The organism is Caulobacter sp. (assembly GCF_039596335.1).
Classification (GTDB): Bacteria; Pseudomonadota; Alphaproteobacteria; order Caulobacterales; family Caulobacteraceae; genus Caulobacter.
Window position 1 is genome coordinate 33,574 of the sequence record NZ_JBCNJZ010000011.1, and the last position, 19,596, is coordinate 53,169.

A 19,596-nucleotide genomic window follows, 5' to 3' on the forward strand; every position below is an offset into this window, starting at 1 on the left:
AATTGTAACATTTCTCGGGTGTCCTCCCCGACCTTAGTGTCGGGACAGGGCGTACCCTTTATGCATCGACGGAAGCTGTTTCAGCTGGGCCTCAGCGCCCTTGGCGCTGGTCTTTTGCCGGTCGCGGACGCGAACGCGCGCCAGCAGGACGACATCATCGGCGCGCTGTTGGAAGGAAAACCGCTTCCCGCGCCCGTGGTTCCGGCCGCGCCGCAAATCATCGCGCCGGCCCCCCTGGTCGAGCCCAAGTGGGTGAACCTGCGCAACGTCCACACCGGCGAAAAGCTGGAGGCCGTCTACTGGGAAAAGGGCGAGTACGTGCCCGATGCGGTCCAGGCCCTGAACAAGGTGCTGCGCGACTACCGCAACGACGAGGTCCACCCGATGGACAAGGGCCTCTATGACATTCTCAACCAGATCCACGTGAAGACCGGCGCCAAGACGCCGTTCCAGGTGATCTCGGGCTATCGCTCGCCGACCACCAACAAGATGTTGGCCGCCCGCAGCGGCGAGGTCGCCAAGCACAGCCTGCACATGGACGGCCAGGCCATGGACGTCTTCCTGGAAGACGTGGACCTGAAGCACCTGCAGGCCGCGGCCCTGGACGTGGGCAAGGGCGGCGTCGGCTACTATCCGGTCAGCAAGTTCGTGCACGTCGACGTGGGTCGCGTGCGCAAGTGGTCGGGGACCTGATCCGGGTTCGCCTGAGGGCGGAAAACGGTAACCATGCTCTAGTTTGCGCGTTTAGGGCATGGTAGCGGGCCGTTCTGGCCTGAGGAGAAGCGCACCCCATGAGCGAACGTCGCGGTAACCCGTTTGGTTGGGTCATTCTCGGCTTCATCGTTGGCGTGCTGGCCACCTTCGGGGCGATCCTGTTCCTCAGCTCTAGCGACGGCGGCTACGAAGACGGCCCGTCCGAGGTCCGCACCGCCGCCGACGATGCGGCCACCGCAGCGATGAACGGCGAAAGCAACCTGCCGCCGCTGCGCCGGACTGAACCCGCCGCCCCGCCGGTGGTGAGCGCGCCGGTCGCCGCGCCGCCGGTTGAGCGCCCGGCGACTGTGCCCCACGAGCTGGACCCGCAGGTGGCCGATGATGCGGCCGCCGCCGGCATGACCTCGCGGGCTCGGCCTTAACTTAGATCGTCATCCCGCGCTTTATGCGCGGGACCCATCTGTCCGCCGCATGGGCAGTGCGAGCTTGAGATCTCACGTGTCAGCTGAACCATGGGTCCCGCGCATAAAGCGCGGGATGACGGTGATTGGGTTGCTCGAACTCACCCGCGACACCCCGCCACACCTCCGCCCCCATCTCTGCTGACACCGCGCTGGCGGCAGGGCGCGCGCAATTATCCCCAGGTCGTCCACAGTCGGGCGATCCAGGAGATCTGCGTTGACGATCAAGGGAAGCTGCTGCTGCGGCGGGGTCAGGTTCGAGCTGTTCGAACCGCCGGCCATGCTGGGCGTGTGCCACTGCTCGCGGTGTCGCAAGGCCGGCTCAGAGGCCTATGTCTATGTCCGGGCCGAGGCGTTTCGCTGGCTGGCGGGGCGGGACCTCTTGACCCGCTATCGCCCCAAGCCGCCGCACCGCTTCACGCGGACCTTCTGCAAGCGCTGCGGCGCGTCCTTGGGCGATCCGGAGAGCGGACGGATCCTGGCCATCGCCGCCAATTGCCTGGACGACGATCCGGGGATCCGCACGACCTTCCACGAATACCTCCCCGACAAGCCGGCCTGGGAGGATGAGCCGCGCTAGTGCGTCGGCGGCGCCATGACCTTGCCGGCCTTGGCTTCGGCCTTCATGATCACGTGTTGCGGGGCCGGCAGCAGGATCAGGCCGCGGGTGCGCAGATAGCCGCCGCGGCCGGTGGCGGCGTCGGAGACCAACTCGTTGATGAACTCGCGCAGGCCCGGCGTGACGCCGATCTGCGACTTCTTCACGTAGACGTACAGCGAGCGCGACAGCGGGTATTGGCCGGTGGCGATGGTGTGCGGGGTCGGCAGCACGCCGTTGATCGCCGCGCCCTTGATGCGGGCGGCGTTCTCGCCGAGGAACGAGAAGCCGAACACGCCCAGGGCGTTAGGGGTCTTTTCGATGGTGCCGACGATGGCGTTGTCGTTCTCGCCGGCGTCGATCCAGCCGCCATCGGTGCGCATCGGCGAAACGGTGGCCTTGAACTTCTTCTCGTCGGCCTTCTTCATCGCCGCCAGGGTCGGCAGCTTGGCCGCGCCGGCTTCCATGCCCAGCTCGACAAAGGCGTCGCGGGTGCCCGAGGTCGGCGGGGGGCCGTAGGCCAGGATGCGGGCGCGGGGTAGGTTGCCGCCGACCTCGTTCCAGGTCTTGTAGGGCTGCTTGACCAGCTGGCCGCCGCGCAGGGTCTGGTTGGAGAGACCCAGATAGATCTGCTCCAGCTTGAAATCGAAGGTCGGACCCTTCTTGTCGCTGGCGATGACGATGCCGTCGAAGCCGAACTTGATCTCGACGATGTCCTTGACGCCGTTCTTCTGACAGGTCGCGTACTCGGACGCCTTTATCGGGCGCGAGGCGTTGGCCATGTCGGGATAGCGCTCGCCCAGGCCGCCGCAGAACATCTTGATGCCGCCGCCGGTGCCCAGGCTCTCGACCTTGGGCGACTTGCGACCGGTCTTCTTGGAGTAGTTCTCGGCCACGCGGGTGGTGAAGGGGAACACGGTCGACGAACCGGCCGACCAGACGTAGTCGCGGGCGGCGTGGGCGTTGTCGGCGACGGCGAGCAGGGCGAGCGTGGCGACGGCGCCGAGAAGCTTGTTCATGTCGTCAGGGTCCTAGGGGTCCTAGAGCGTGGCAGCCGAAAGTGTCAGCGGTTTCGGCGCCTGCCACGCTCTAATTTTTGATCTGGCGGCGAGAGGGCGACCTTGCCGGACCGATGTCCGGGCTTGTGTCACAGCTTAAAGACAGTTTTGCGACGGGAAGCGGCCGTCAGACGACGGTCAGGGCCTTCTCGATCGGCCGGGCCAGGACCACGCCTTTCGGGCCGTCGACGATGGGCCGGTTGACCAGGATCGGATGCTCGACCATGGCGTCCAGCAGGGCGTCGTCGGTGACGTCGGCCTCCAGCAGGCCCAACTCCTCGGCCGGCGTGCCCATCTTGCGCAGCAGGCCCTTCAGGTCGGTGTCCGAGCGGGCCACGAGGTCCTGCAGCTGCTGCCGCGTCCAGCCCGTCTTCAGGTACTCCACGACCTTGGGATCATGACCTTCCTCGCGCAGCAGGGCGACAACCTTGGTCGAGGTGCTGCATTTGGGATTGTGATAGACGGTGACGGACATGGGGGAGTCTCCTGAGCCGGTTCCGTGAACCAGCCAGGGCGCAGGATGTAAAGTCCCGCTCAGTCGAGAGGTCCCATGGTCCGTATCCGCTCGCTCGCCATCGCCATCGCCGCCGTCGCCTTGAGCCTGGCCGCGTCCGCCAATGCCCAGACGCCCAGCGCGGCCTCGGTCCAGACGCCCGCCGACCTTTATGGCCCGCTGTTCCACCAGGTGCAGACCCGCAAGCTGTTTGCCGACGGTAAGACCTTCGTCGATGCGACGCCCAAGCGTGCTCCGGCGGCGATCATGGCCGACTATCGCGCCCGGGCGCGGTTCAGCGACGCCGAGCTGAAGCGCTTCGTCCACGCCAATTTCGTGGTTCCGCAGGACGCGCCGGCGGCCAAGACGACGACGCAGCGCACGGATCTTGCGACCCACATCGCCAGCCTGTGGCCGCAGCTGACCCGGCCGCCGGTCAAGCCCGTGGCCGGCGGCTCAGCCCTGGCCATGGACAAGCCATTCGTCGTGCCGGGCGGGCGTTTCCGCGAGATCTACTACTGGGACAGCTACTTCACGATGCTGGGCCTGAAGGCCGACGGCCGAACCGATCTCGTCGAGAGCATGATCGACGATTTCGGCAGCCTGATCGACGCCTATGGCCACATCCCCAACGGCGCGCGGAGCTACTATCTCAGCCGCTCGCAGCCGCCGTTCTTCTACGCCATGGTCGGGCTGTCGGACGTGACCGACCCGGCGGTGGTCAAGGCGCGGGTCGAGCGCATGCGCCGCGAGCACGCCTTCTGGATGGACGGCGAAAAGGGCCTCAAGCCCGGCCAGGCCCATCGCCGCGTGGTGGCCATGCCCGACGGTGCGATCCTCAACCGCTACTGGGATGACCGCGACACGCCGCGCGACGAGTCGTACCGCGAGGACCTGGAGACCGCCCACAAGAGCGGCCGTCCGCCCGCGCAGGTGTTCCGCGACCTGCGGGCCGGGGCCGAGAGCGGCTGGGACTATTCCTCGCGCTGGATGGCCGACGGCAAGACCCTGGCCACGATCCGCACCACGGCCATCGCGCCGGTCGACCTCAACAGCCTGCTGTTCGGCTTGGAGAAGGCTATCTCGGACGGCTGCGCCAAGCTGGCCGATACGGCTTGCGTCCAGACCTATGACGGCCGGGCCCAGGCGCGAGCCGCCGCCATCCAGCACCACCTGTGGGACGGCCCCAAGGGCGGCTATCTCGACGCGCTGTGGAAGACCGGCCAGCGGCTGGACCACCTGAGCGCGGCGACCTTCTACCCGCTGTTCGTCGGGGCGTCGGACGAGCGTCGGGCTGGCATCGTGGCGATGAAGGCCTGGGACGAACTGGTGGCGCCGGGCGGCCTGCGCACGACCACCGAGCAGACCGGCCAGCAGTGGGACGACCCCAACGGCTGGGCGCCCTTGCAGTGGGTGGCGGTGGCGGGGCTGCGCCGCTACGGCGACCGGGCGCTGTCGGGCGAGATCGCCAAGCGCTGGCTGGCCACGGTCGAGCGCGAGTACCAGGCCAGCGGCAAGATGCTGGAGAAGTACGACATCCAGGAGGTCCGGGCCGGCGGGGGCGGGGAGTATCCCACCCAGGATGGCTTCGGCTGGACCAACGGCGTCACGCGCGCGCTGATGGATATTACCTCCGAACTGACCACCCCCTAAATCGCTCATCCCCGCGAAGGCGGGGATCCAAGCTGAATCAGGGGGAATGGACCAGGCGGTGGTAGGCCTCCAACGCCGCTTGGGTCCCCGCTTTCGCGGGGATGAGCGGTGTGTTGGGTAGAGGCTCTTCCCCACTCATCCGAGTGAGGAAGAGCCAGTAGTCCTAGAACTCGAAGCTCAGCGTGCCGAAGACCTGGCGCGGCGCCGACGAGTGGAAGACCACGATCGAGCCGGCGGCGTCGTCCGGAGCGAACACGCTGCCGTCGAAGTTCGAGGCGTAGCGCTTGTTCGTCAGGTTGGTGACGTTCAGCGACGCCTTGGCGCCCTTCATGAAGCTGACCTGGTCGAACTTGTAGCTGACGCCCAGATCGAAGGTGGTGTAGGCGCCGAAGCCCTGGTCGTTGGTGTAGGTGTAGTAGCGACGGCCCGTGTACTTGCCCGACAGCGAGGCCGAGAAGCCGCCCTGCTTGAGCATCAGCATCGAGGCGAACATTTCCTTCGGCGTGTCGACCTGCTGCTTGCCGGCCGTCTTCTTCACGACGCAGGTCGCGCCCGTGCACCAGTTCAGGTCTTCGTCGTAGGTCGACTTGTTGTACGAGGCCGAGTTGTACCAGTTCAGCCAAGAGGTCGGACGCCACATCACGCCGATCTCGGCGCCCTTGCTGGTGACGCTGCCGGCGTTGTGGAAGGAGTTGCCGCAGCCCGGGTTCTGCTGCTGGTTGGTCGGGCAGGGGTTGTACTGCAGCAGGCGGTTGTTGAAGTCGACCTCATAGGCCGAGATCGACACCTGCAGCGGACCGCTGATGAAGCGATAGCCGCCCTCGAAGCTCTTCGAGGTTTCCGGCTCGAGGTAGCGGCCCTGGGCGTCCCAGACGGCTTGCGAGACCGATTGCGGACCCAGCTTGAAGCCGCCCTGGAACATGGCCACGTTCTCGGCGTAGCTGGCGAAGACCTCGTGGCCCTCGGCGATGCGCCAGCGCACGCCGGCTTCCGGCAGGAAGTTGTCGGCGGCCTTCAGCGAGCCGGTGGCGAACTGGGTCGCGGCCGCGGCCGGGGCCTTGGCGATGCCGGGCAGGGCGCGGGCGTTCGACTTGGCGGCGGTGCTCTTGAAGCCGAAGTCGATGCTCAGGGCGTCGTTCAGCAGGGTGATGGTGTCCTGCACGTAGAACTGCTGGGTGTTCCAGTCGGTGGCCTGGACCCACTGGGCGGTGTCCGGCTGGCCCTTCAGAAACTGCGCCAGGCTGAACGGGCCCTTGACGTTGGTCCAGATGTAGCGCGCGGCGCTGCTGGTGTTTTGCTCCAGCCACAGGCCGGCCTGGAGGTGGTTGAATCCGACGGTCCAGGCCAGGCTGGCCACGACGCCGTCGCGCTCGATGGTGTAGCGCGTGTCGCGGATCTGCACCGGCAGGTCGTCGGACGTGTCGGTCGTGCCCTGGTTGGACAGGCCGGTGATGAAGTTGTTGCCCGCGCCCTTGTCGGTGTGGCGGTAGACCTGCATGTGCGCCTTCAGGTTCGACGTCACGTCGAAGTCGCCGGCGATGTAGAACAGGTCGTCGTTCCGCAGGATCTGGCCGTTGGTGAAGGTGATGTCGCTCAGCTTCTCCGGACCGGTCGGCTGGACGCACTTGGCGGCCTGCGAGGCCACCGAACAGGCGGCGCGGCTGACATACTTGTTCCAGTCGGGGGCGTAGCCGGCCCAGTCCCAGCCCAGGCGGCTTTGCATGTCCTTGGACAGGTAGGCGTCGTCGGCCTGGTTGGTGCGCGACAGGTCGACGAAGGCGGTCAGCTGGCCGCGCTCACCCTTGTAGGTGACCTTGCCGTTGAACTGCTTGCCGGTCGACTTCTTGTAGGCGCCCTGGTTCACGAACAGGTCCTGCTGGGCGTAGTGGCCCGACAAATAGGCCGACCAGCCCATGTGCTCGCCGGTGTCGATGCGGGCGAAGGTGCGGTAGGTGTCCTCGCTGCCGAAGCTCTGGCTGACCGACAGGCCCATGTCCTTCTTCGGATCGTTGGACACGTAGATCAGGGCGCCGCCCAGGTTGCTGGTCGACGGGATCGACAGGCCGGCGATGCCGGTGGCCAGGTCGGCGCGGCCCAGGTTCTCCGAGATCAGGGCGCGGCTGATGGTCAGGCCGTTGTAGTTGTTGTAGGCGCCGTCGCCCAGCGGCATGCCGTCCAGCGAATAGCCCAGGTGGGTGGTGTTGAAGCCGCGCACCTGCAGGGTCAGCGACTGCTCGTTGACGCCCAGGGCGTCGATCGACTGGGCGCTGACGCCCGGCAGGAAGTTCAGGGCCTTCTGCACGCTCGTGCCCGGCGGCAGCACTTCCAGGTGCGCCGGAACCAGGGTCAAGACCGAGCGGGTCTGGCCGGCGCCGACGATGACGACGGCGTCCAGTTCGGTGTTGTCGGCGGCGGCCGGAGCCGGCGCATCGGCGGCGTGGGCTTGGGCGGCGAGCGAGAGGCAGGCGGCGATGGCCACCAGGCTGGCGGTTCTGAGCAGCATTCGGATATCCCCCGATATCGAGCGCCGCGCGGATTCGCGTCTGGCGCCGGTTGTTCTTGAGCGCCGCGTCTATTTCACAGGTTGATGACAGTTTTTCTGCAGCTCTTGTCGTGAAAATGTCAGCTGATCTCCGGGAAAACTCCGCAGTTGTGGGCGCTGTATTCGCGCTCTTGCGTTTCTGGCCACAGGAACTAGGCCTGAGGCTCTGGGAAGCGGACGCCTCGACGTCCAAGGAGCCAGCATGCCGCGTCGTCATTTCGTTGGAACTGTCGCTGGCCTGATGGCGGCGGCCCTGGGCGTCCAGGCCACGGCCCAGTCCCAAACCTTCGTCGCCCCGCACTGGGACAAGAGCCCCGGCGACGTGGCGGTGACCTTCGGCGGCAAGACCTACGTCAATCGCGGCCTGGTCGCCGTGGGCTGGCTGCCGGCCGCGACGCGCGACTTCCGGGGCGAGACCCTGGGCTCGTTCTCCAGCATGGCGCTGTCCAACTGGAAGAAGATGGCCGACGGCGCCTATGTCGGGACCCTGCGCACCCTGCCGGATCGCGGGCCGAACATGGTCGGGCCGTTCGTGGGAACCACCGACTACGCCAACCGCGTCCACGAGCACCAGGTGCGCCTGGTCCCGGGCCAGGGCCTGACCATCACCCCGACCGGCGGCTTCCTTCTGAAGGACCAGACCGGCCAGCCGTTCACCGGCATGGATCCGGGCTCCAACGTCATCGAACGCGGCGGCGTGCGCTATCCCTCACCGGCCAGCGGTGAGGGCGCGGGCAAGATCAGTCTGGACAGCGAGGCGATCGCCTACCTGCCGGACGGCGGGTTCTACGTTTCGGACGAGTACGCGGCCGGCATCTATCTGTTCGACAAGAGCGCCAAGCTGGTCGGCGCCATCCAGACCGTGCCGGCCCTGCTGCCGATGAAGAAGGGCCAGCTGGACTTCGGCGCCGAGAAGGCCCCCACGACCGGCCGCCGCAACAACCAGGGCCTGGAGGCCTTGACCATCAGTCCCGACGGCAAGCGCCTGATCGCCGTGCTGCAGAGCGCGGCCATGCAGGACCAGTCCAGCAACAACGCCACCCGCAACAACACCCGCGTCCTGGTCTACGACCTCTCGAAGACCAAGCTGCCCAAGGCGCCGATCGGCCACTATGTGCTGCAGCTGCCGACCGTGCGCGAGGCCGGCGACGGCGGCGCTGCCGACATCACCGCCGCCCAATCCGAGGCCCTGGCGCTCAGCGACACGCGCCTGCTGGTGCTGGCCCGCGACGGCAACGGCCGCGGCAAGGGCGCGCCGAACGTGGCGGTCTACAAGAGCATCCTGTTGGTCGACCTGGCGAACGCCACCAACCTGGCCGGCAGCGCTTACGAACAGACGGCCAAGCCGATCGCCAAGGACGGCGCGCTGAACCCCGACATCAAGCCGGCCGGCCAGGCCGAGCTGGTCAACATCCTCAACCCCGTGCAGCTGGCCAAGTTCGGCCTGAACCTGGATGTGTCGCCCTCGACCCCGACCAGCCTGCCCGAGAAGATCGAGGCCCTGGCCGTCGGCTCGGCCTTCGACGCGGCCGCGCCCAACGACGTCTTCCTGCTGGTCGGCAGCGACAACGACTTCGCCACCGCCAAGGGCCACGTCAACGGCCAGGACTTCGACGCCGGGCTGAAGGGCGAGACGGGGATCGGCGACAACGACAGCTTGGTGCTGGTCTACCGCCTGGCCCTGCCGCAGTGAGCGTTCTGCGCGACGCCGACGACGCAGCCGCCATCGTCGTCTGCAACACCTGCCGGTTCTCCGCCGAGGAGCGGGAGACGCCCGAGGGCTTGCGCGGCGGGGCGCTGCTGGCGGCGGCCCTGCGCGAGGCGGCGACCGGTACCGCGGTCGCGATCCAGGAAATGCCGTGCCTGTTTAACTGCACGCAGCACTGCTCGATCCACCTGCGCGCGCCTGGCAAGATCGGCTACGTCCTGGGCCGGTTCGAACCCACGGCGGAAGCCGCCGAAGCCATCGTCGCCTACGCCCAGGCCTATGCCGCCAGCGAAGAGGGCGTCGTGCCCTACCGCCAGTGGCCCGAAGGCGTGAAGGGCCACTTCATCGTCCGCGTGCCGCCGGCGGGGAAGCTGGTGGGGGACTGAGGGGGCCGATAACCTCGCCCTTCGACAAGCTCAGGGTGAGGTTCTCTACTGTGGCCTGAAAGTAGTCCTCACCCTGAGCTTGTCGAAGGGCGAGGACGGACCCACTAACCGCCCAGCGCGAAGTCCACCGCTGCGTTGGCGTGGATATCGGTGCTGTCGAAGGCGGGGAGGGGCGAGGTCGCCACGTCCAGGATCATGCAGATCTCGGTGCAGCCGAAGATCAGGCTGTCGGCGCCCTGCGCCTTGGCGGTCTCGATCAGGCCCAGCAGCACGTCGCGCGAGCTGTCCTTGACGATGCCGGCGCACAGTTCCTCGAAGATGATGTCGTGGGTCGCCGTGCGGCCCTCGGCGTCGGGGACCATGACCTGGATCCCGTGGCGCTCCATGCGCGCCTGGTAGAAGCCGTTCTCCATCGTGTAGCGCGTGGCGATCAGCAGGGGGCGCGTGCAGCCGGCGGCCTTCAGCTTGGCGGCGGTCTCGTCGATCACGTGGATGACCGGCACGCCGACGGCGGCTTCGACGGCCGGGGCGACCAGGTGCATGGTCACCGCGCAGATCAGGATGCACGCCGCGCCGGCGCCTTCCAGGCTTTTGGCGACCGCGCCCAGATGGCGGCCGGCGTCGTCCCAGCGGGCCGACTTCTGCATGTCGACGATGTCCTGGAAGTTCACCGAGCCCAGCACCAGGTCGGCCGCGTTGAAACCGCCCAGCCGGTCGCGCACCGCCTCGTTGATCTTGCGATAGTAGATCGCCGTGGCCTCGAAGCTCATCCCGCCGACCAGCCCGATCTTCCGCATCGCCTCACTCCTGAACTTGAGCGGTCAGTCTAGGCGGAGCTTCCGAGTCTAGGCCAGGGCCTCGATCGCCGCCTGCTCGGCGGGCCAGTGGTCGAAGGCCAGCAGGATCTGCTGTGCCGTGGCGTCGGCGATCAGGGCGCCGTCCTGGCGGCGGAACTCGGCGCGGACGGTGATCAGCTGGCGGGTCTGGGCCACGACGCGGGCTTCGATCGCCAGCGGGCCGCCACGCCCGACTTTGAGAAAGTTCAGCTGCAGGTTCACGGTGCGATACAGCCGATCGTGCGGGACCACGGTCATGGCCGCGAAGGCCAGCACCTGGTCGGCCAGGGCGTCCAGGTAGCCGCCGAACAGCGAGCCGTCGGCGGTGGCCAGCTCGGGCGTCGGCCGCCACGACTTGCGCACCCAGCCGTCGCCCCAGTCGTCGATCAAGCCCAGCTTCAAGGTTTCGACGATCGGCGGTGGGGTCGCCGTGCCGGCCTTCAGCGCATCCAGTCGATCGGTGGCCCAGGTCATCGCATCCTCCCGCTTGTCGAACCTGACGGAAGGCTAGGGGAGGCGGCCCGGCTCTGTTACTCGACTTTCCAGGGACCGCCGGGCCGGGGAGGGCTTGGAATGAACACCGCTGAAAACATGCGGAAAATCCCGCGCCAGAGCCGCGCTCAGGACACGGTCGACGTCGTGCTGGAAGCGGCGGCTCAGCTTTTGGAAGCCTGCGGCGAGGCCGGCTTCAACACCAACGCCGTGGCCGAGCGGGCGGGGGTGAGCATCGGCGCCCTCTATCGCTACTTCCCCGACAAGCAGTCGATCCTGCGGGCCCTGGCCCTGCGCGAGACCGAGGCGCACCGGCGCGCGGTGATGGCGGTGGTCGAGGACGGCGCGTCGGGCGTCTCCCGCGACCGGGCGATCATCCGCGCCTTCGTGCAGGCCTTCGCCGGCCGCAACCGGGCGCGGCGGATCGCGGCGTCGGCGATGCTGGCTCAGGCCGACCACGCCGAGCTGGCGGCGCGGTTCTCGGCGGCCGAAGAAGGGATCGTCGACGCCCAGGGGCGGCCGCTGACCCGGGTGCAGGCCTTCGTGCTGTCGCGCGCCGTGCACGGGGCCATGCGGGCCGCCGTGCTGGAGGGCGCCGACTTCCTGCAGAGCCAGGACTTCGAGGACGAGCTGGTGCGGCTGGGCCGCGCCTATCTCGGCTACCAAGTTTAGGGGCGCGGCGGTTCCGGTGGCGGTGGGGGCAGAGGCTCCGTCGGCTCGGCAGGTTCGGCCGGTTCCGTCGGCACTGTCAACGGAGCCAGCGGCAGGCCATCCGGACCGATCTCGCCTTCAAAGGGCAGGCCCAGGTCTTCCAGCGGATCGACCTCGACCGGCGCGGCGGCCGGGCGGCCCAGGGCGGCCAGCATGAAGGCCTTCCAGATCTTGGCCGGCTCGCCGCCGCCGACGACGCCGTTCATCGGGCTGTTGTTGTCGTTGCCCAGCCAGACGCCGACCACCAGGTCGTCGACGTAACCGACGAAGAGAGCGTCGTGATAGTTCTGGGTGGTGCCGGTCTTGCCATAGGCGCCGGCGATGGCCGCCTCCAGTCCGGTGCCGCGATGGGTGGCCGAGCGCAGCAGGTCGCGCATGTTGGCCAGCACCGCCTTGTCGTAGGTCTTGGTCGCAGGCTTCTGGAAGGTGTCCAGGCCGTGGGCGACGATCGGGTACTCGCCCGCCGCCACCGAGGCGTAGGCGGCCGTCAGGCGGGTCAGGCTCATCGGGCCGGTGCCCAGCGCCATGGTCAGGTCGGTGGGGATGTCCTCGGTGACGCCCAGGTCGCGGGCGACCTTGATGACCTTTGCCGGGCCCAGCTCGTGGGCCAGGCGCACGGCGGCGACGTTCGACGAGCCGGCGAAGGCGGTGATCAGCGGCACCTCGCGGCCGTGATACTTGCCCTCGTGGTTCTTGGGCATGTAGCCGCTGACCTCGACCGGGGTGTCCAGGATCGGGCTGGTGACGGTCATGCCCTCGCGCAGGCCGGCCAGATAGACGAACAGCTTGAAGGCCGAGCCCGGCTGGCGCTCGGCGTCGGCGCGGTTGAACTGGCTGGTGGCGTAGTCGCGGCCGCCGACCATGGCCACGACGCGGCCGTCCTTGCGCATGGCCACCAGGGCGCCCTGGGTGACGTTCAGCACCTTGCCGTCGCGGGCGATATAGTCGTTCAGGATCTGCTCGGCGCGGGCCTGCAGCTTGGGATCCAGGGTCGTGCGGACCTCTGTCTCGCCATAGCGGGCGCCGATCGTGGCGCGGGCCTGGGGCAGGACCCAGTCGGCGAAGTAGGAGCCGGTGGGCAGCTTGTCCTGTCCCTCGACCGGACCGATGTCGCGGACCGCGTCGGCCTGGGCGCGGGTGATGGTTTCGGTCTCGACCATGGCTTCCAGCACCACGGCCATGCGCTCGCGCGCGCCGTCCAGATTGCCGGTGGGGGCCAGGCGCGAGGGGGCCTTGACCATGCCGGCCAGCATGGCGGCCTCGCCGACCGACAGCTGCTCGGGCGACTTGCCGAAATAGTGGCGGGCCGCGGCGCGCAGGCCAAAGGCCCCGTCGCCGAAATAGACCGACGACAGGTAGCGCGACAGGATCTCGTCCTTGGAGAGGCGCATCTCCAGATAGACCGCGATCATCGCCTCCTGGGCCTTGCGACGCAGGTTGCGGTCGCTGGACAGAAAGGCGTTCTTGGCCAGCTGCTGGGTGATGGTCGAGCCGCCCTCGGACACGCCGCCGGCCTGGGCGTTGCGGTTCAGGGCGCGAGCGATGGCCTTCAGGTCCACGCCCATGTGGCTGTAGAAGCGGCGGTCCTCGATGGCGATGAAGGCGCCGGGCACATAGGCCGGCAGCTTGGTCACGTCGATCGGGGCTTCCTTGTAGGAGCCTCGGCGGGCAATGGGCGAGCCGTCCTGGGCCACCAGCACGATGGCCGAGTTGTCCAGCGGCTCCAGCGCCTGGCTCAGCGGCAGCGACCAGAACAGCGAGCCGACCAGCAGCACCAGGGCCAGCAGGATGGCGGCCAAACCGCCGATCCACAGCGGGCGCTTCCAGATCGGCGGCTTGGCGGGCTTGGCGACCGGCTCGGCCGGGGAGAGGGCGGCTTCCGGGACAGTCTCGACCGCCTCGGGCAGTTCGGTCTGCGCCGTTTCCGGCTCGGCGTCCTGCGGCGGGGTCTCGGGTTCGACGACGGGTTCGGGTTCGGGCGCGGGGACCTCTTCGACCACCGGCTCTACGGGCGCAGCGGCGGCGGGGGCCTTGCGCGGGCGGCGCGGCTTGGGTGGCTCGGAGGTCTCACCCGCCGAGGCCGACATCGCCGCCTGGGCGCGGGGCTTGCGAGGCCGACGCGGCTTCGGCCCGGGCGTGGCCTCGGAAGACTCGGGGGAAACGTCTTTGGGATCGTCGGACATGGGGCGCTCGCTTCGGGCGCACGCCCTCACTCGTCTCGGCGGTGGAATACCACACGGCCCCGGCAAGCCAAGCGCGCGGAGCGGGAAGTTTTTTTCAGGTCACGCCCTTGAATGGTCAAAGAGTGATCATAACTCACCCTCGTGAGGCGAGAGCCTCTGCCCTTCCTGGGCGTTTCCTCCCTAACTTCTCAAGCCCGGACGGTTTCGCCCGGGCTTTTCTTTTTGCGTGTTCGGTTATTCGGCCGCGACGGCCAGACCGCCGAAGCGCTGGGCGCGGGCGGCGTTGGAGCGCAGGTCCGAGAAGCTCTTGGCGACCAGCGGATAGTCGTCCGGCAGACCCCACTTGGCGCGGTACTGGTCGTCCGTCAGGCCCAGTTGGTTCAGATGGCGGCGCAGCGAGCGATAGCGGCGGCCGTTCTCGAAGCTGATGATCGCATCGTCGGTGATGCTGGCGGCGATCTCTTCGGCGGTCGGGGCGTTGCGCGGGGCGACAGCGCCCGGCTGGCCGGCGAAGACCACTTCTAGAGCGGCGTAGGTGCGGGCGGTCAGGCCCGGCAGATCGTCGGCCGCGACCGCATTGTTGCTGACATAGGCGGCGACCACTTGGGCGGCGATCTCCGCGGCGCGTTCCTGAGCTTTGTTCATCACAAGTCTCGCTTTCGCTTAAAGAAAAGGCCCGGGGACACGCTTTCTGGAAGGCGTCCCCGGGCCGGTAGGCGGGTTAGTCGGTTAGTGGGCCCCGGCGGCGCGCAGGCGGTCGCCGAAGGCGCAGGGGCTGGGGAGTTCGACGTGAACCCCGACCCGCGCCTTGCCCTTCATCCAGTCGCTCAGCGCTTCGGCCACCGTGTGGTCGAGGCTGGTGAGGCCCCGGGTGTCGAGCTTGACGCGACCGTTGTTGGGAACAGCGTCCAGGACCTTGGCGATCTTGGGCAGCTGGACGAAGGTGGCCGCGCCCTCGAGACGGATCTCCTTCTCGTCGCCCACGTCTTGTTGGGCGATATTCAGGCGCATCTTCTTGAGGTTCGGAACCAGTTCCAGCAGCGTCAGGGCCATACCGACCAGCACGCCGGTCAGCAGGTCCGTGGCCACGACCATCACGAAGGTGGCGCCCCAGATCATGGCCGGCAGCAGGCCGTAGCGGGCGAACAGGTGGCGGACGTGGTCGAGGCTGACCAGCTTCCAACCCGTCACGACCAGCACGCCGGCCAGAGCCGCGCTCGGCACCATCCGCAGCAGCCAGGGCAGCAGGGCGACGAAGGCCAGGATCCACACGCCGTGCAGGATGGCCGACATGCGGGTCATGGCGCCGGCCTGAACGTTGGCCGAGCTGCGCACGATCACGCCGGTCATCGGCAGGGCGCCGACGAAGCCGCACAACATGTTGCCGATGCCTTGGGCGCCCAGCTCCTTGTTGTACTTCGTGCGCTCGCCGTCATGCATGCGGTCCACGGCCGCGGCCGACAGCAGGGTCTCGGCCGAAGCGATGAAGGCCACCGCGACAGCGGTCACCAGCAGCATGGGGTTGGCCATCTTGGCGAAGTCGGCGACGCCGGGGATGGCGATCGCCGCGGCGATCGATTCCGGCACGACGATCTTCTGGACGTCCAGGTTCAGCGCGATGGCCAGCACGGTGCCGGCGATGACGCCCAAGAGGGCGCCCGGAACCAGCTTCAGGGCCTTCGGACGGAACTTTTCCCAGAGCAGGATCGAACCGATGGTCACCACGCCGACGGCCAGGGCGGCCTCGACTTGGGTCAGGGTCGCAAACTGTACGCCAGCCAGGGCGCCGGGGATGGCGGCCAGGTTCTGCAGGCCGTGGGCCTTGGGCGAGTCGCCAAACAGGACGTGGAACTGACCGGCGACGATCAGCACGCCGATACCGGCCAGCATGCCGTGCACAACGGCCGGCGAGATGGCGCGGAACCATTGGCCCAGCTTGAACGCGCCAGCGATCAGCTGCACCAGGCCGGCGACGACCAGGATCGGACCCAGCATGGACAGGCCATGCTTGGCCACAATCTCGAACACGATGACCGCGAGGCCGGCGGCGGGGCCGCTGACCTGCAGGGGCGAGCCGGCCAGGGCGCCGACGATGACGCCACCGATGATGCCGGTGATCAGGCCGCGTTCAGCCGGAACGCCCGAGGCGACAGCGATGCCCATACACAGGGGCATCGCGACGAGGAAGACGACGATCGACGCGATGAAGTCACGCGAGATGGTCGCCGAGAAACCGGTCTTTGCAGCCGGGGAGGAGGCGGCGGGAGCGGTCATTCGGCGGCGATGCCCAGGTGATCGGCGGCGACCATGCGCTTGGCCGGACGGGCGGCGACGGGCAGCGGCGAGCCTTCATAGACTTGCTCGAACTGGCCGGTGTCGCCGTTGTAGGCCTGGATGTGGCCGGTCTCGATCTCGAAGAACCAGCCGTGCAGGGTCAGCTTGCCTTGCGCCATCGCCGAGGCCACCGACGGGTGGGTCCGGAGATGATTGAGCTGGACCACCACGTTTTCCAGCGACAGGGCGCGCGTCGCGCCATGCTCGTCCAGGCCGTGATAGGCGTTGCAGACGACGCTGTGGGCGGCGTGGGCGTGACGCAGCCAGGCGGCGACGTTCGGCATCTTTTCCAGGGCGGCCGGGTTCGAGAAGGCCTTCATGGCGCCGCAGTCCGAGTGGCCGCAGACGACGATGTCGCGCACGCCCAGCGCCATGACGGCGTATTCCACGGCCGACGAGACGCCGCCGTTGGCTTGGCTGAACGGCGGAACGATGTTGCCGGCGTTGCGGCAGACGAACAGGTCACCCGGGTTGGCCTGGGTGATCAGTTCCGGAACGACGCGGCTGTCGGCGCACGAAATCATCAGGGCCGACGGGTTCTGACCGTGGCTGGCCAGGCGCTCATACAGGGCGCTTTGGGCGGGGAAGACTTGGCCGCGGAACAGCGCGGCGCGTTCGAGAAACTGTTCCAAGGGAACCTCCGTGCGCTGAAGCCCGGCTGTCGCCACTCAAGGAGGTCGCGACCGGCCAAAACTTCGAGTGAACTTCTCCGCCGCGACGCTTGGAAAAGGGGGGGCAGGCGCCGCGGCGGGCGTCAGACGGGTGGCGCCTGACACATAACGAAGGTCGTGTCGGGGTTTTGCTGCGTCGCAGCGGTTTTGTTACAAAGGGTATCAGCTGCTCTCAGAGCGCGGGAAGCCGAAGCTCAACGCGCAAACCGCCTTGAGCACGGTTCATCAACACCAAGTTGCCGCCTTCGCGCTGCAATATCTGTTGCACGATAGTCAGCCCCAGGCCCAATCCCGCGGTATTGCGCGAGCGGGCGTCGTCCAGCCTGTGGAAAGGTTGCAGAACCTCGGTCAATTGCGCTTCCGGAATGCCGGGCCCGTTGTCCTCGATCGCCAGGATCACGGTGCGATCATCGCGCGAAAGCGTCAGCGCCGCTTCGCCGCCGTAGTGCAGGGCGTTCTCAACGACATTGTTGATCGCGCGCTTCAGCGACAGCGGACGGGCCATGACCGGCACATGTTCCAGACCGGCGAAGGTGGCGGGGCGTTCGGCGTCGGCGGCGTCGTCGACGATGGTCATGGCGATGGCCGCCAGGTCGGTGCGGCGCGGCGGCTCGGGGTCTTCCTGCCCGCCCAGATAGGCCAGCAGTGAGTTCAGCATCGCGGCCATCTCGTCGACGTCGTTCTCCAGCGCCTCTCGGGCGGCGGCGTCCTGGACGAAGCCGGCGCGCAGGCGCAGGCGGGCCAGCGGCGTGCGCAGGTCGTGGCTGACGGCGGCCAGGGCTTCGGTGCGGGTCTTCAGCAGGCCGGCGATGCGGTCCTGCATGGCGTTGAAGGCCTTGGCCACCAGCTTCAGGTCGCCGGCGCCGCTCTCGGCGATGCGGACCTGGGCGCCCTGGCCCTGGCCGATCTTGTCGGCAGCCTCGGCCAGCGCGCGAAGGGGGCGGCTGAGGTTGCGCAGCACCAGGGTCGAGGCCGCGACCACGCCCAGGCCCAGGATGAAGGCCGAGCCAGCGCTGCTGAGCAGCACGGCCCAGGAGGCGGCGCGGATCTTGGTCTTCAGCGTCACCCAGGTGCCGTCACGCAGCTTCAGCGCCACTTTCAGATGGGTGTCGCGGGGCAGGCTGCGGTCGAGGTCGGCGTTGATACGCAGGTCGCGGCCGCGCAAGGTCGGTTCGGCGTCCTGAAAACGCTCGCGCATCTGCTGTTCGGCGCCGCGGTCGTGATTGATCAGCGGGGGCAGGGCCGACCAGTGCAGGGTCACCCCGTGGCTGGACATCTCGGCGGCGTGCGAGGCCCGGATCTCGGGCGGCGAGACGTCCAGCAGCGCCTCGGCGGTTACAAGCTGCTCGGCGGCGCGCCGGATCTGGTTGTCACGATTGGGATAGATGCGGCTGTTCTCGAAGAGAATCGAGCTGCCGATGAACTCCAGCGCCACGGCCAGCATCAGGACCAGGGTGACCTGGCCGACCAGCCGCTGGGGCCACAGCCGCAACGGCTTCATGCAGGCTATCTACGCTCCACGGCGGCGGTAAAGATGTACCCCACGCCTCTGACGGTCCGCAGCAGGGCCTCGGCCTGACCAGTGACGGCCAGTTTGCGGCGCAGGCGGCTTACCAGCACGTCGATACTACGATCCGAAGCGTCGGAGAAGCGGGCCCGCGACATCTCCAGCAGGCGCTCGCGGCCGATCACGCGCTGCGGCGAACTCAGGAACGCCAGCAGCAGATCGAACTCGGCGCCCGACAGATCGACGAAAGCGCCGTCGGGCGACAGCAGCTCGCGGCGACCCGGATCCAGGGTCCAGCCGGCGAAGGTCATCTGCTGATGACCGCGGGGCTGTGCGGCCTGGACGCCGTTCTGGGTGCGGCGGAGGATCGCGCGGATGCGAGCGATCAGCTCCTTCTTGCTGAACGGCTTGCCGATATAGTCGTCGGCGCCCAGCTCCAAGCCGATCAGGCGATCGGTCTCGTCGTCGCGGGCGCTGAGCATGACGATCGGCACGTCGCTCTCGCGGCGGATGCTGCGGCACAGGTCGAAGCCGTTGCTGCCGGGCAGCATGATGTCCAGCAGGATGAGGTCGACCGCGTTGGTCTCCAGCATCCGGGCCATTTCGGCGCCGTGGGCGGCGCTGAGCGGCTGGAAGCCTTCCTCGCGCAGCAGGCGCATGAGCAGGGTCCGCAGCGCCGGATCGTCCTCGACGATCAGCACGACGGGCGCGACGGGAGCCGTCGCCATCTCGCGTGGCAGGGCGATGGTGCCTGGGCCTGTGGAGTCCATGGTCTCGGTATTTAAGGGCGGCGCGGCCGCGAACAAGCGGGTCAATCCCAGGATAGGGGATATCGATGAAGAAAGGGCGCCCCCGCGCGTATTGCAGGTATTGGGGATTACGCGCGGAGGCTGGCCGCCGAAGCGGCGTCTCTAGGCCGTGGGCCTTAGGCGGTGCGGCAGATTTCCGACACTTGCGCGCGGACTGCGCGAGCCTGGGACTTGGCGGCCGAGGCGTTGCGGAAGGTCACGTGGACCAGGCCGTCTTGGGTCTGCACCTTGGCGACATCGGTGCGGGCGCGCAAAGTGGCGGCCGCAGGCGCAGCGCAGGCGATGGACGCCTGAACGCTGACCATGCGCTTCTTGTGGACTTCTTCGGTGAAGGTCAGGCCGTGGCCGGCCGGACCGGCGAGGGCCGGGGCGGCGGCGAACAGGGTCACCGCGGCGAGGCTGAAGGAAGCTAGCGATTTCATGTCTATAAAGGTGGAGAG

19 protein-coding genes are annotated in these 19,596 nt (G+C 68.0%); 7 read left to right on the forward strand and 12 right to left on the reverse strand.

Annotation, left to right across the window (positions count from 1 at the left end; genetic code table 11):
- Nucleotides 1–60 precede the first annotated feature (60 nt).
- The 3 genes from ABDW31_RS21350 to ABDW31_RS21360 all read left to right on the forward strand — a co-directional run bounded on the left by ABDW31_RS21350 (nucleotide 61) and on the right by ABDW31_RS21360 (nucleotide 1,755).
- Nucleotides 61–693, forward strand: a complete 633-nt coding sequence (locus ABDW31_RS21350; RefSeq protein WP_184720643.1) for a DUF882 domain-containing protein — start codon at nucleotides 61–63, stop codon at nucleotides 691–693.
- Between the two features lie 98 nt (nucleotides 694–791).
- Nucleotides 792–1,136, forward strand: a complete 345-nt coding sequence (locus ABDW31_RS21355; RefSeq protein WP_184720641.1) for a hypothetical protein — start codon at nucleotides 792–794, stop codon at nucleotides 1,134–1,136.
- A 256-nt stretch (nucleotides 1,137–1,392) separates the two neighbouring features.
- On the forward strand, nucleotides 1,393–1,755 hold the full coding sequence (locus ABDW31_RS21360; RefSeq protein WP_343699506.1) for a GFA family protein: 363 nt from the start codon (nucleotides 1,393–1,395) through the stop codon (nucleotides 1,753–1,755).
- On the opposite strand, the gene ABDW31_RS21365 is transcribed toward ABDW31_RS21360, so the two are convergent.
- Together ABDW31_RS21365 and arsC are read right to left on the reverse strand one after the other, a co-directional pair.
- Nucleotides 1,752–2,792: a substrate-binding domain-containing protein gene (locus ABDW31_RS21365; RefSeq protein WP_343699507.1), complete on the reverse strand. Its 1,041-nt coding sequence runs from the start codon at nucleotides 2,790–2,792 to the stop codon at nucleotides 1,752–1,754. The two genes, ABDW31_RS21360 and ABDW31_RS21365, sit on opposite strands and share 4 nt — an antisense overlap.
- Nucleotides 2,793–2,958: 166 nt before the next feature.
- Nucleotides 2,959–3,306: an arsenate reductase (glutaredoxin) gene (arsC, locus tag ABDW31_RS21370; protein ID WP_184720635.1), complete on the reverse strand. Its 348-nt coding sequence runs from the start codon at nucleotides 3,304–3,306 to the stop codon at nucleotides 2,959–2,961.
- Between the two features lie 75 nt (nucleotides 3,307–3,381).
- Here arsC and treF point away from each other — a divergent pair, with 75 nt between their 5' ends.
- Entirely contained in the window at nucleotides 3,382–4,977 is a 1,596-nt protein-coding gene (treF, locus tag ABDW31_RS21375) for an alpha,alpha-trehalase TreF (protein ID WP_343699508.1), read from the forward strand.
- Nucleotides 4,978–5,140: 163 nt separating this feature from the next.
- Here the strand turns inward: treF and ABDW31_RS21380 are convergent, their stop codons facing one another.
- Complete coding sequence (locus tag ABDW31_RS21380; protein WP_343699509.1) at nucleotides 5,141–7,480, reverse strand: TonB-dependent receptor; 2,340 nt, start codon at nucleotides 7,478–7,480, stop codon at nucleotides 5,141–5,143.
- Nucleotides 7,481–7,721: 241 nt separating this feature from the next.
- On the opposite strand from ABDW31_RS21380, the gene ABDW31_RS21385 reads away from it, so the two are divergent.
- Together ABDW31_RS21385 and ABDW31_RS21390 are read left to right on the forward strand one after the other, a co-directional pair.
- Nucleotides 7,722–9,212 carry an esterase-like activity of phytase family protein gene (locus ABDW31_RS21385; RefSeq protein ID WP_343699510.1) on the forward strand — a complete coding sequence of 497 codons (1,491 nt, stop codon included), beginning with the start codon at nucleotides 7,722–7,724 and terminating at the stop codon, nucleotides 9,210–9,212.
- Complete coding sequence (locus tag ABDW31_RS21390) at nucleotides 9,209–9,613, forward strand: DUF1636 domain-containing protein (RefSeq protein ID WP_343699511.1); 405 nt, start codon at nucleotides 9,209–9,211, stop codon at nucleotides 9,611–9,613. Before ABDW31_RS21385 ends, ABDW31_RS21390 begins: the two co-directional genes overlap by 4 nt.
- Nucleotides 9,614–9,717: 104 nt before the next feature.
- On the opposite strand, the gene ABDW31_RS21395 is transcribed toward ABDW31_RS21390, so the two are convergent.
- Nucleotides 9,718–10,410 carry an aspartate/glutamate racemase family protein gene (locus tag ABDW31_RS21395; RefSeq protein WP_343699512.1) on the reverse strand — a complete coding sequence of 231 codons (693 nt, stop codon included), beginning with the start codon at nucleotides 10,408–10,410 and terminating at the stop codon, nucleotides 9,718–9,720.
- Between the two features lie 48 nt (nucleotides 10,411–10,458).
- Nucleotides 10,459–10,923: a PaaI family thioesterase gene (locus ABDW31_RS21400; protein WP_343699513.1), complete on the reverse strand. Its 465-nt coding sequence runs from the start codon at nucleotides 10,921–10,923 to the stop codon at nucleotides 10,459–10,461.
- Between the two features lie 99 nt (nucleotides 10,924–11,022).
- Between ABDW31_RS21400 and ABDW31_RS21405 the strand changes: the two genes are divergently transcribed.
- Nucleotides 11,023–11,613, forward strand: coding sequence for a TetR/AcrR family transcriptional regulator (locus ABDW31_RS21405; RefSeq protein WP_184720623.1), 591 nt, complete (start codon nucleotides 11,023–11,025; stop codon nucleotides 11,611–11,613).
- Here the strand turns inward: ABDW31_RS21405 and ABDW31_RS21410 are convergent.
- The 7 genes from ABDW31_RS21410 to ABDW31_RS21440 form a co-directional block, all read right to left on the reverse strand.
- Nucleotides 11,610–13,835: a transglycosylase domain-containing protein gene (locus tag ABDW31_RS21410; protein ID WP_343699514.1), complete on the reverse strand. Its 2,226-nt coding sequence runs from the start codon at nucleotides 13,833–13,835 to the stop codon at nucleotides 11,610–11,612. The two genes, ABDW31_RS21405 and ABDW31_RS21410, sit on opposite strands and share 4 nt — an antisense overlap.
- Before the next feature lie 234 nt (nucleotides 13,836–14,069).
- Nucleotides 14,070–14,480, reverse strand: coding sequence for a MucR family transcriptional regulator (locus ABDW31_RS21415; protein ID WP_184720619.1), 411 nt, complete (start codon nucleotides 14,478–14,480; stop codon nucleotides 14,070–14,072).
- 84 nt (nucleotides 14,481–14,564) lie between these two features.
- Nucleotides 14,565–16,109: a SulP family inorganic anion transporter gene (locus ABDW31_RS21420; RefSeq protein ID WP_184720617.1), complete on the reverse strand. Its 1,545-nt coding sequence runs from the start codon at nucleotides 16,107–16,109 to the stop codon at nucleotides 14,565–14,567.
- On the reverse strand, nucleotides 16,106–16,801 hold the full coding sequence (locus ABDW31_RS21425) for a carbonic anhydrase (RefSeq protein ID WP_184720615.1): 696 nt from the start codon (nucleotides 16,799–16,801) through the stop codon (nucleotides 16,106–16,108). The genes ABDW31_RS21420 and ABDW31_RS21425 overlap by 4 nt, the downstream gene beginning before the upstream one ends.
- 211 nt (nucleotides 16,802–17,012) lie before the next feature.
- Nucleotides 17,013–18,341, reverse strand: a complete 1,329-nt coding sequence (locus ABDW31_RS21430) for an ATP-binding protein (protein WP_184720613.1) — start codon at nucleotides 18,339–18,341, stop codon at nucleotides 17,013–17,015.
- A gap of 5 nt (nucleotides 18,342–18,346) precedes the next feature.
- Complete coding sequence (locus ABDW31_RS21435; protein WP_343699515.1) at nucleotides 18,347–19,117, reverse strand: response regulator transcription factor; 771 nt, start codon at nucleotides 19,115–19,117, stop codon at nucleotides 18,347–18,349.
- 155 nt (nucleotides 19,118–19,272) lie between these two features.
- Nucleotides 19,273–19,578, reverse strand: a complete 306-nt coding sequence (locus ABDW31_RS21440) for a hypothetical protein (protein WP_184720611.1) — start codon at nucleotides 19,576–19,578, stop codon at nucleotides 19,273–19,275.
- Nucleotides 19,579–19,596 lie beyond the last annotated feature (18 nt).

Excerpts from the sequence above, each read along its gene's own strand:
- ABDW31_RS21435 (WP_343699515.1), bottom strand. The coding sequence starts at position 19,117 with ATGGACTCCACAGGCCCAGGCACCATCGCCCTGCCACGCGAGATGGCG.
- ABDW31_RS21355 (WP_184720641.1), top strand. The coding sequence starts at position 792 with ATGAGCGAACGTCGCGGTAACCCGTTTGGTTGGGTCATTCTCGGCTTC.
- ABDW31_RS21350 (WP_184720643.1), top strand. The coding sequence starts at position 61 with ATGCATCGACGGAAGCTGTTTCAGCTGGGCCTCAGCGCCCTTGGCGCT.
- ABDW31_RS21430 (WP_184720613.1), bottom strand. The coding sequence starts at position 18,341 with ATGAAGCCGTTGCGGCTGTGGCCCCAGCGGCTGGTCGGCCAGGTCACC.
- treF (WP_343699508.1), top strand. The coding sequence starts at position 3,382 with ATGGTCCGTATCCGCTCGCTCGCCATCGCCATCGCCGCCGTCGCCTTG.
- ABDW31_RS21385 (WP_343699510.1), top strand. The coding sequence starts at position 7,722 with ATGCCGCGTCGTCATTTCGTTGGAACTGTCGCTGGCCTGATGGCGGCG.
- ABDW31_RS21380 (WP_343699509.1), bottom strand. The coding sequence starts at position 7,480 with ATGCTGCTCAGAACCGCCAGCCTGGTGGCCATCGCCGCCTGCCTCTCG.
- arsC (WP_184720635.1), bottom strand. The coding sequence starts at position 3,306 with ATGTCCGTCACCGTCTATCACAATCCCAAATGCAGCACCTCGACCAAG.
- ABDW31_RS21400 (WP_343699513.1), bottom strand. The coding sequence starts at position 10,923 with ATGACCTGGGCCACCGATCGACTGGATGCGCTGAAGGCCGGCACGGCG.
- ABDW31_RS21410 (WP_343699514.1), bottom strand. The coding sequence starts at position 13,835 with ATGTCCGACGATCCCAAAGACGTTTCCCCCGAGTCTTCCGAGGCCACG.
- ABDW31_RS21420 (WP_184720617.1), bottom strand. The coding sequence starts at position 16,109 with ATGACCGCTCCCGCCGCCTCCTCCCCGGCTGCAAAGACCGGTTTCTCG.
- ABDW31_RS21365 (WP_343699507.1), bottom strand. The coding sequence starts at position 2,792 with ATGAACAAGCTTCTCGGCGCCGTCGCCACGCTCGCCCTGCTCGCCGTC.
- ABDW31_RS21395 (WP_343699512.1), bottom strand. The coding sequence starts at position 10,410 with ATGCGGAAGATCGGGCTGGTCGGCGGGATGAGCTTCGAGGCCACGGCG.
- ABDW31_RS21415 (WP_184720619.1), bottom strand. The coding sequence starts at position 14,480 with ATGAACAAAGCTCAGGAACGCGCCGCGGAGATCGCCGCCCAAGTGGTC.
- ABDW31_RS21405 (WP_184720623.1), top strand. The coding sequence starts at position 11,023 with ATGAACACCGCTGAAAACATGCGGAAAATCCCGCGCCAGAGCCGCGCT.
- ABDW31_RS21440 (WP_184720611.1), bottom strand. The coding sequence starts at position 19,578 with ATGAAATCGCTAGCTTCCTTCAGCCTCGCCGCGGTGACCCTGTTCGCC.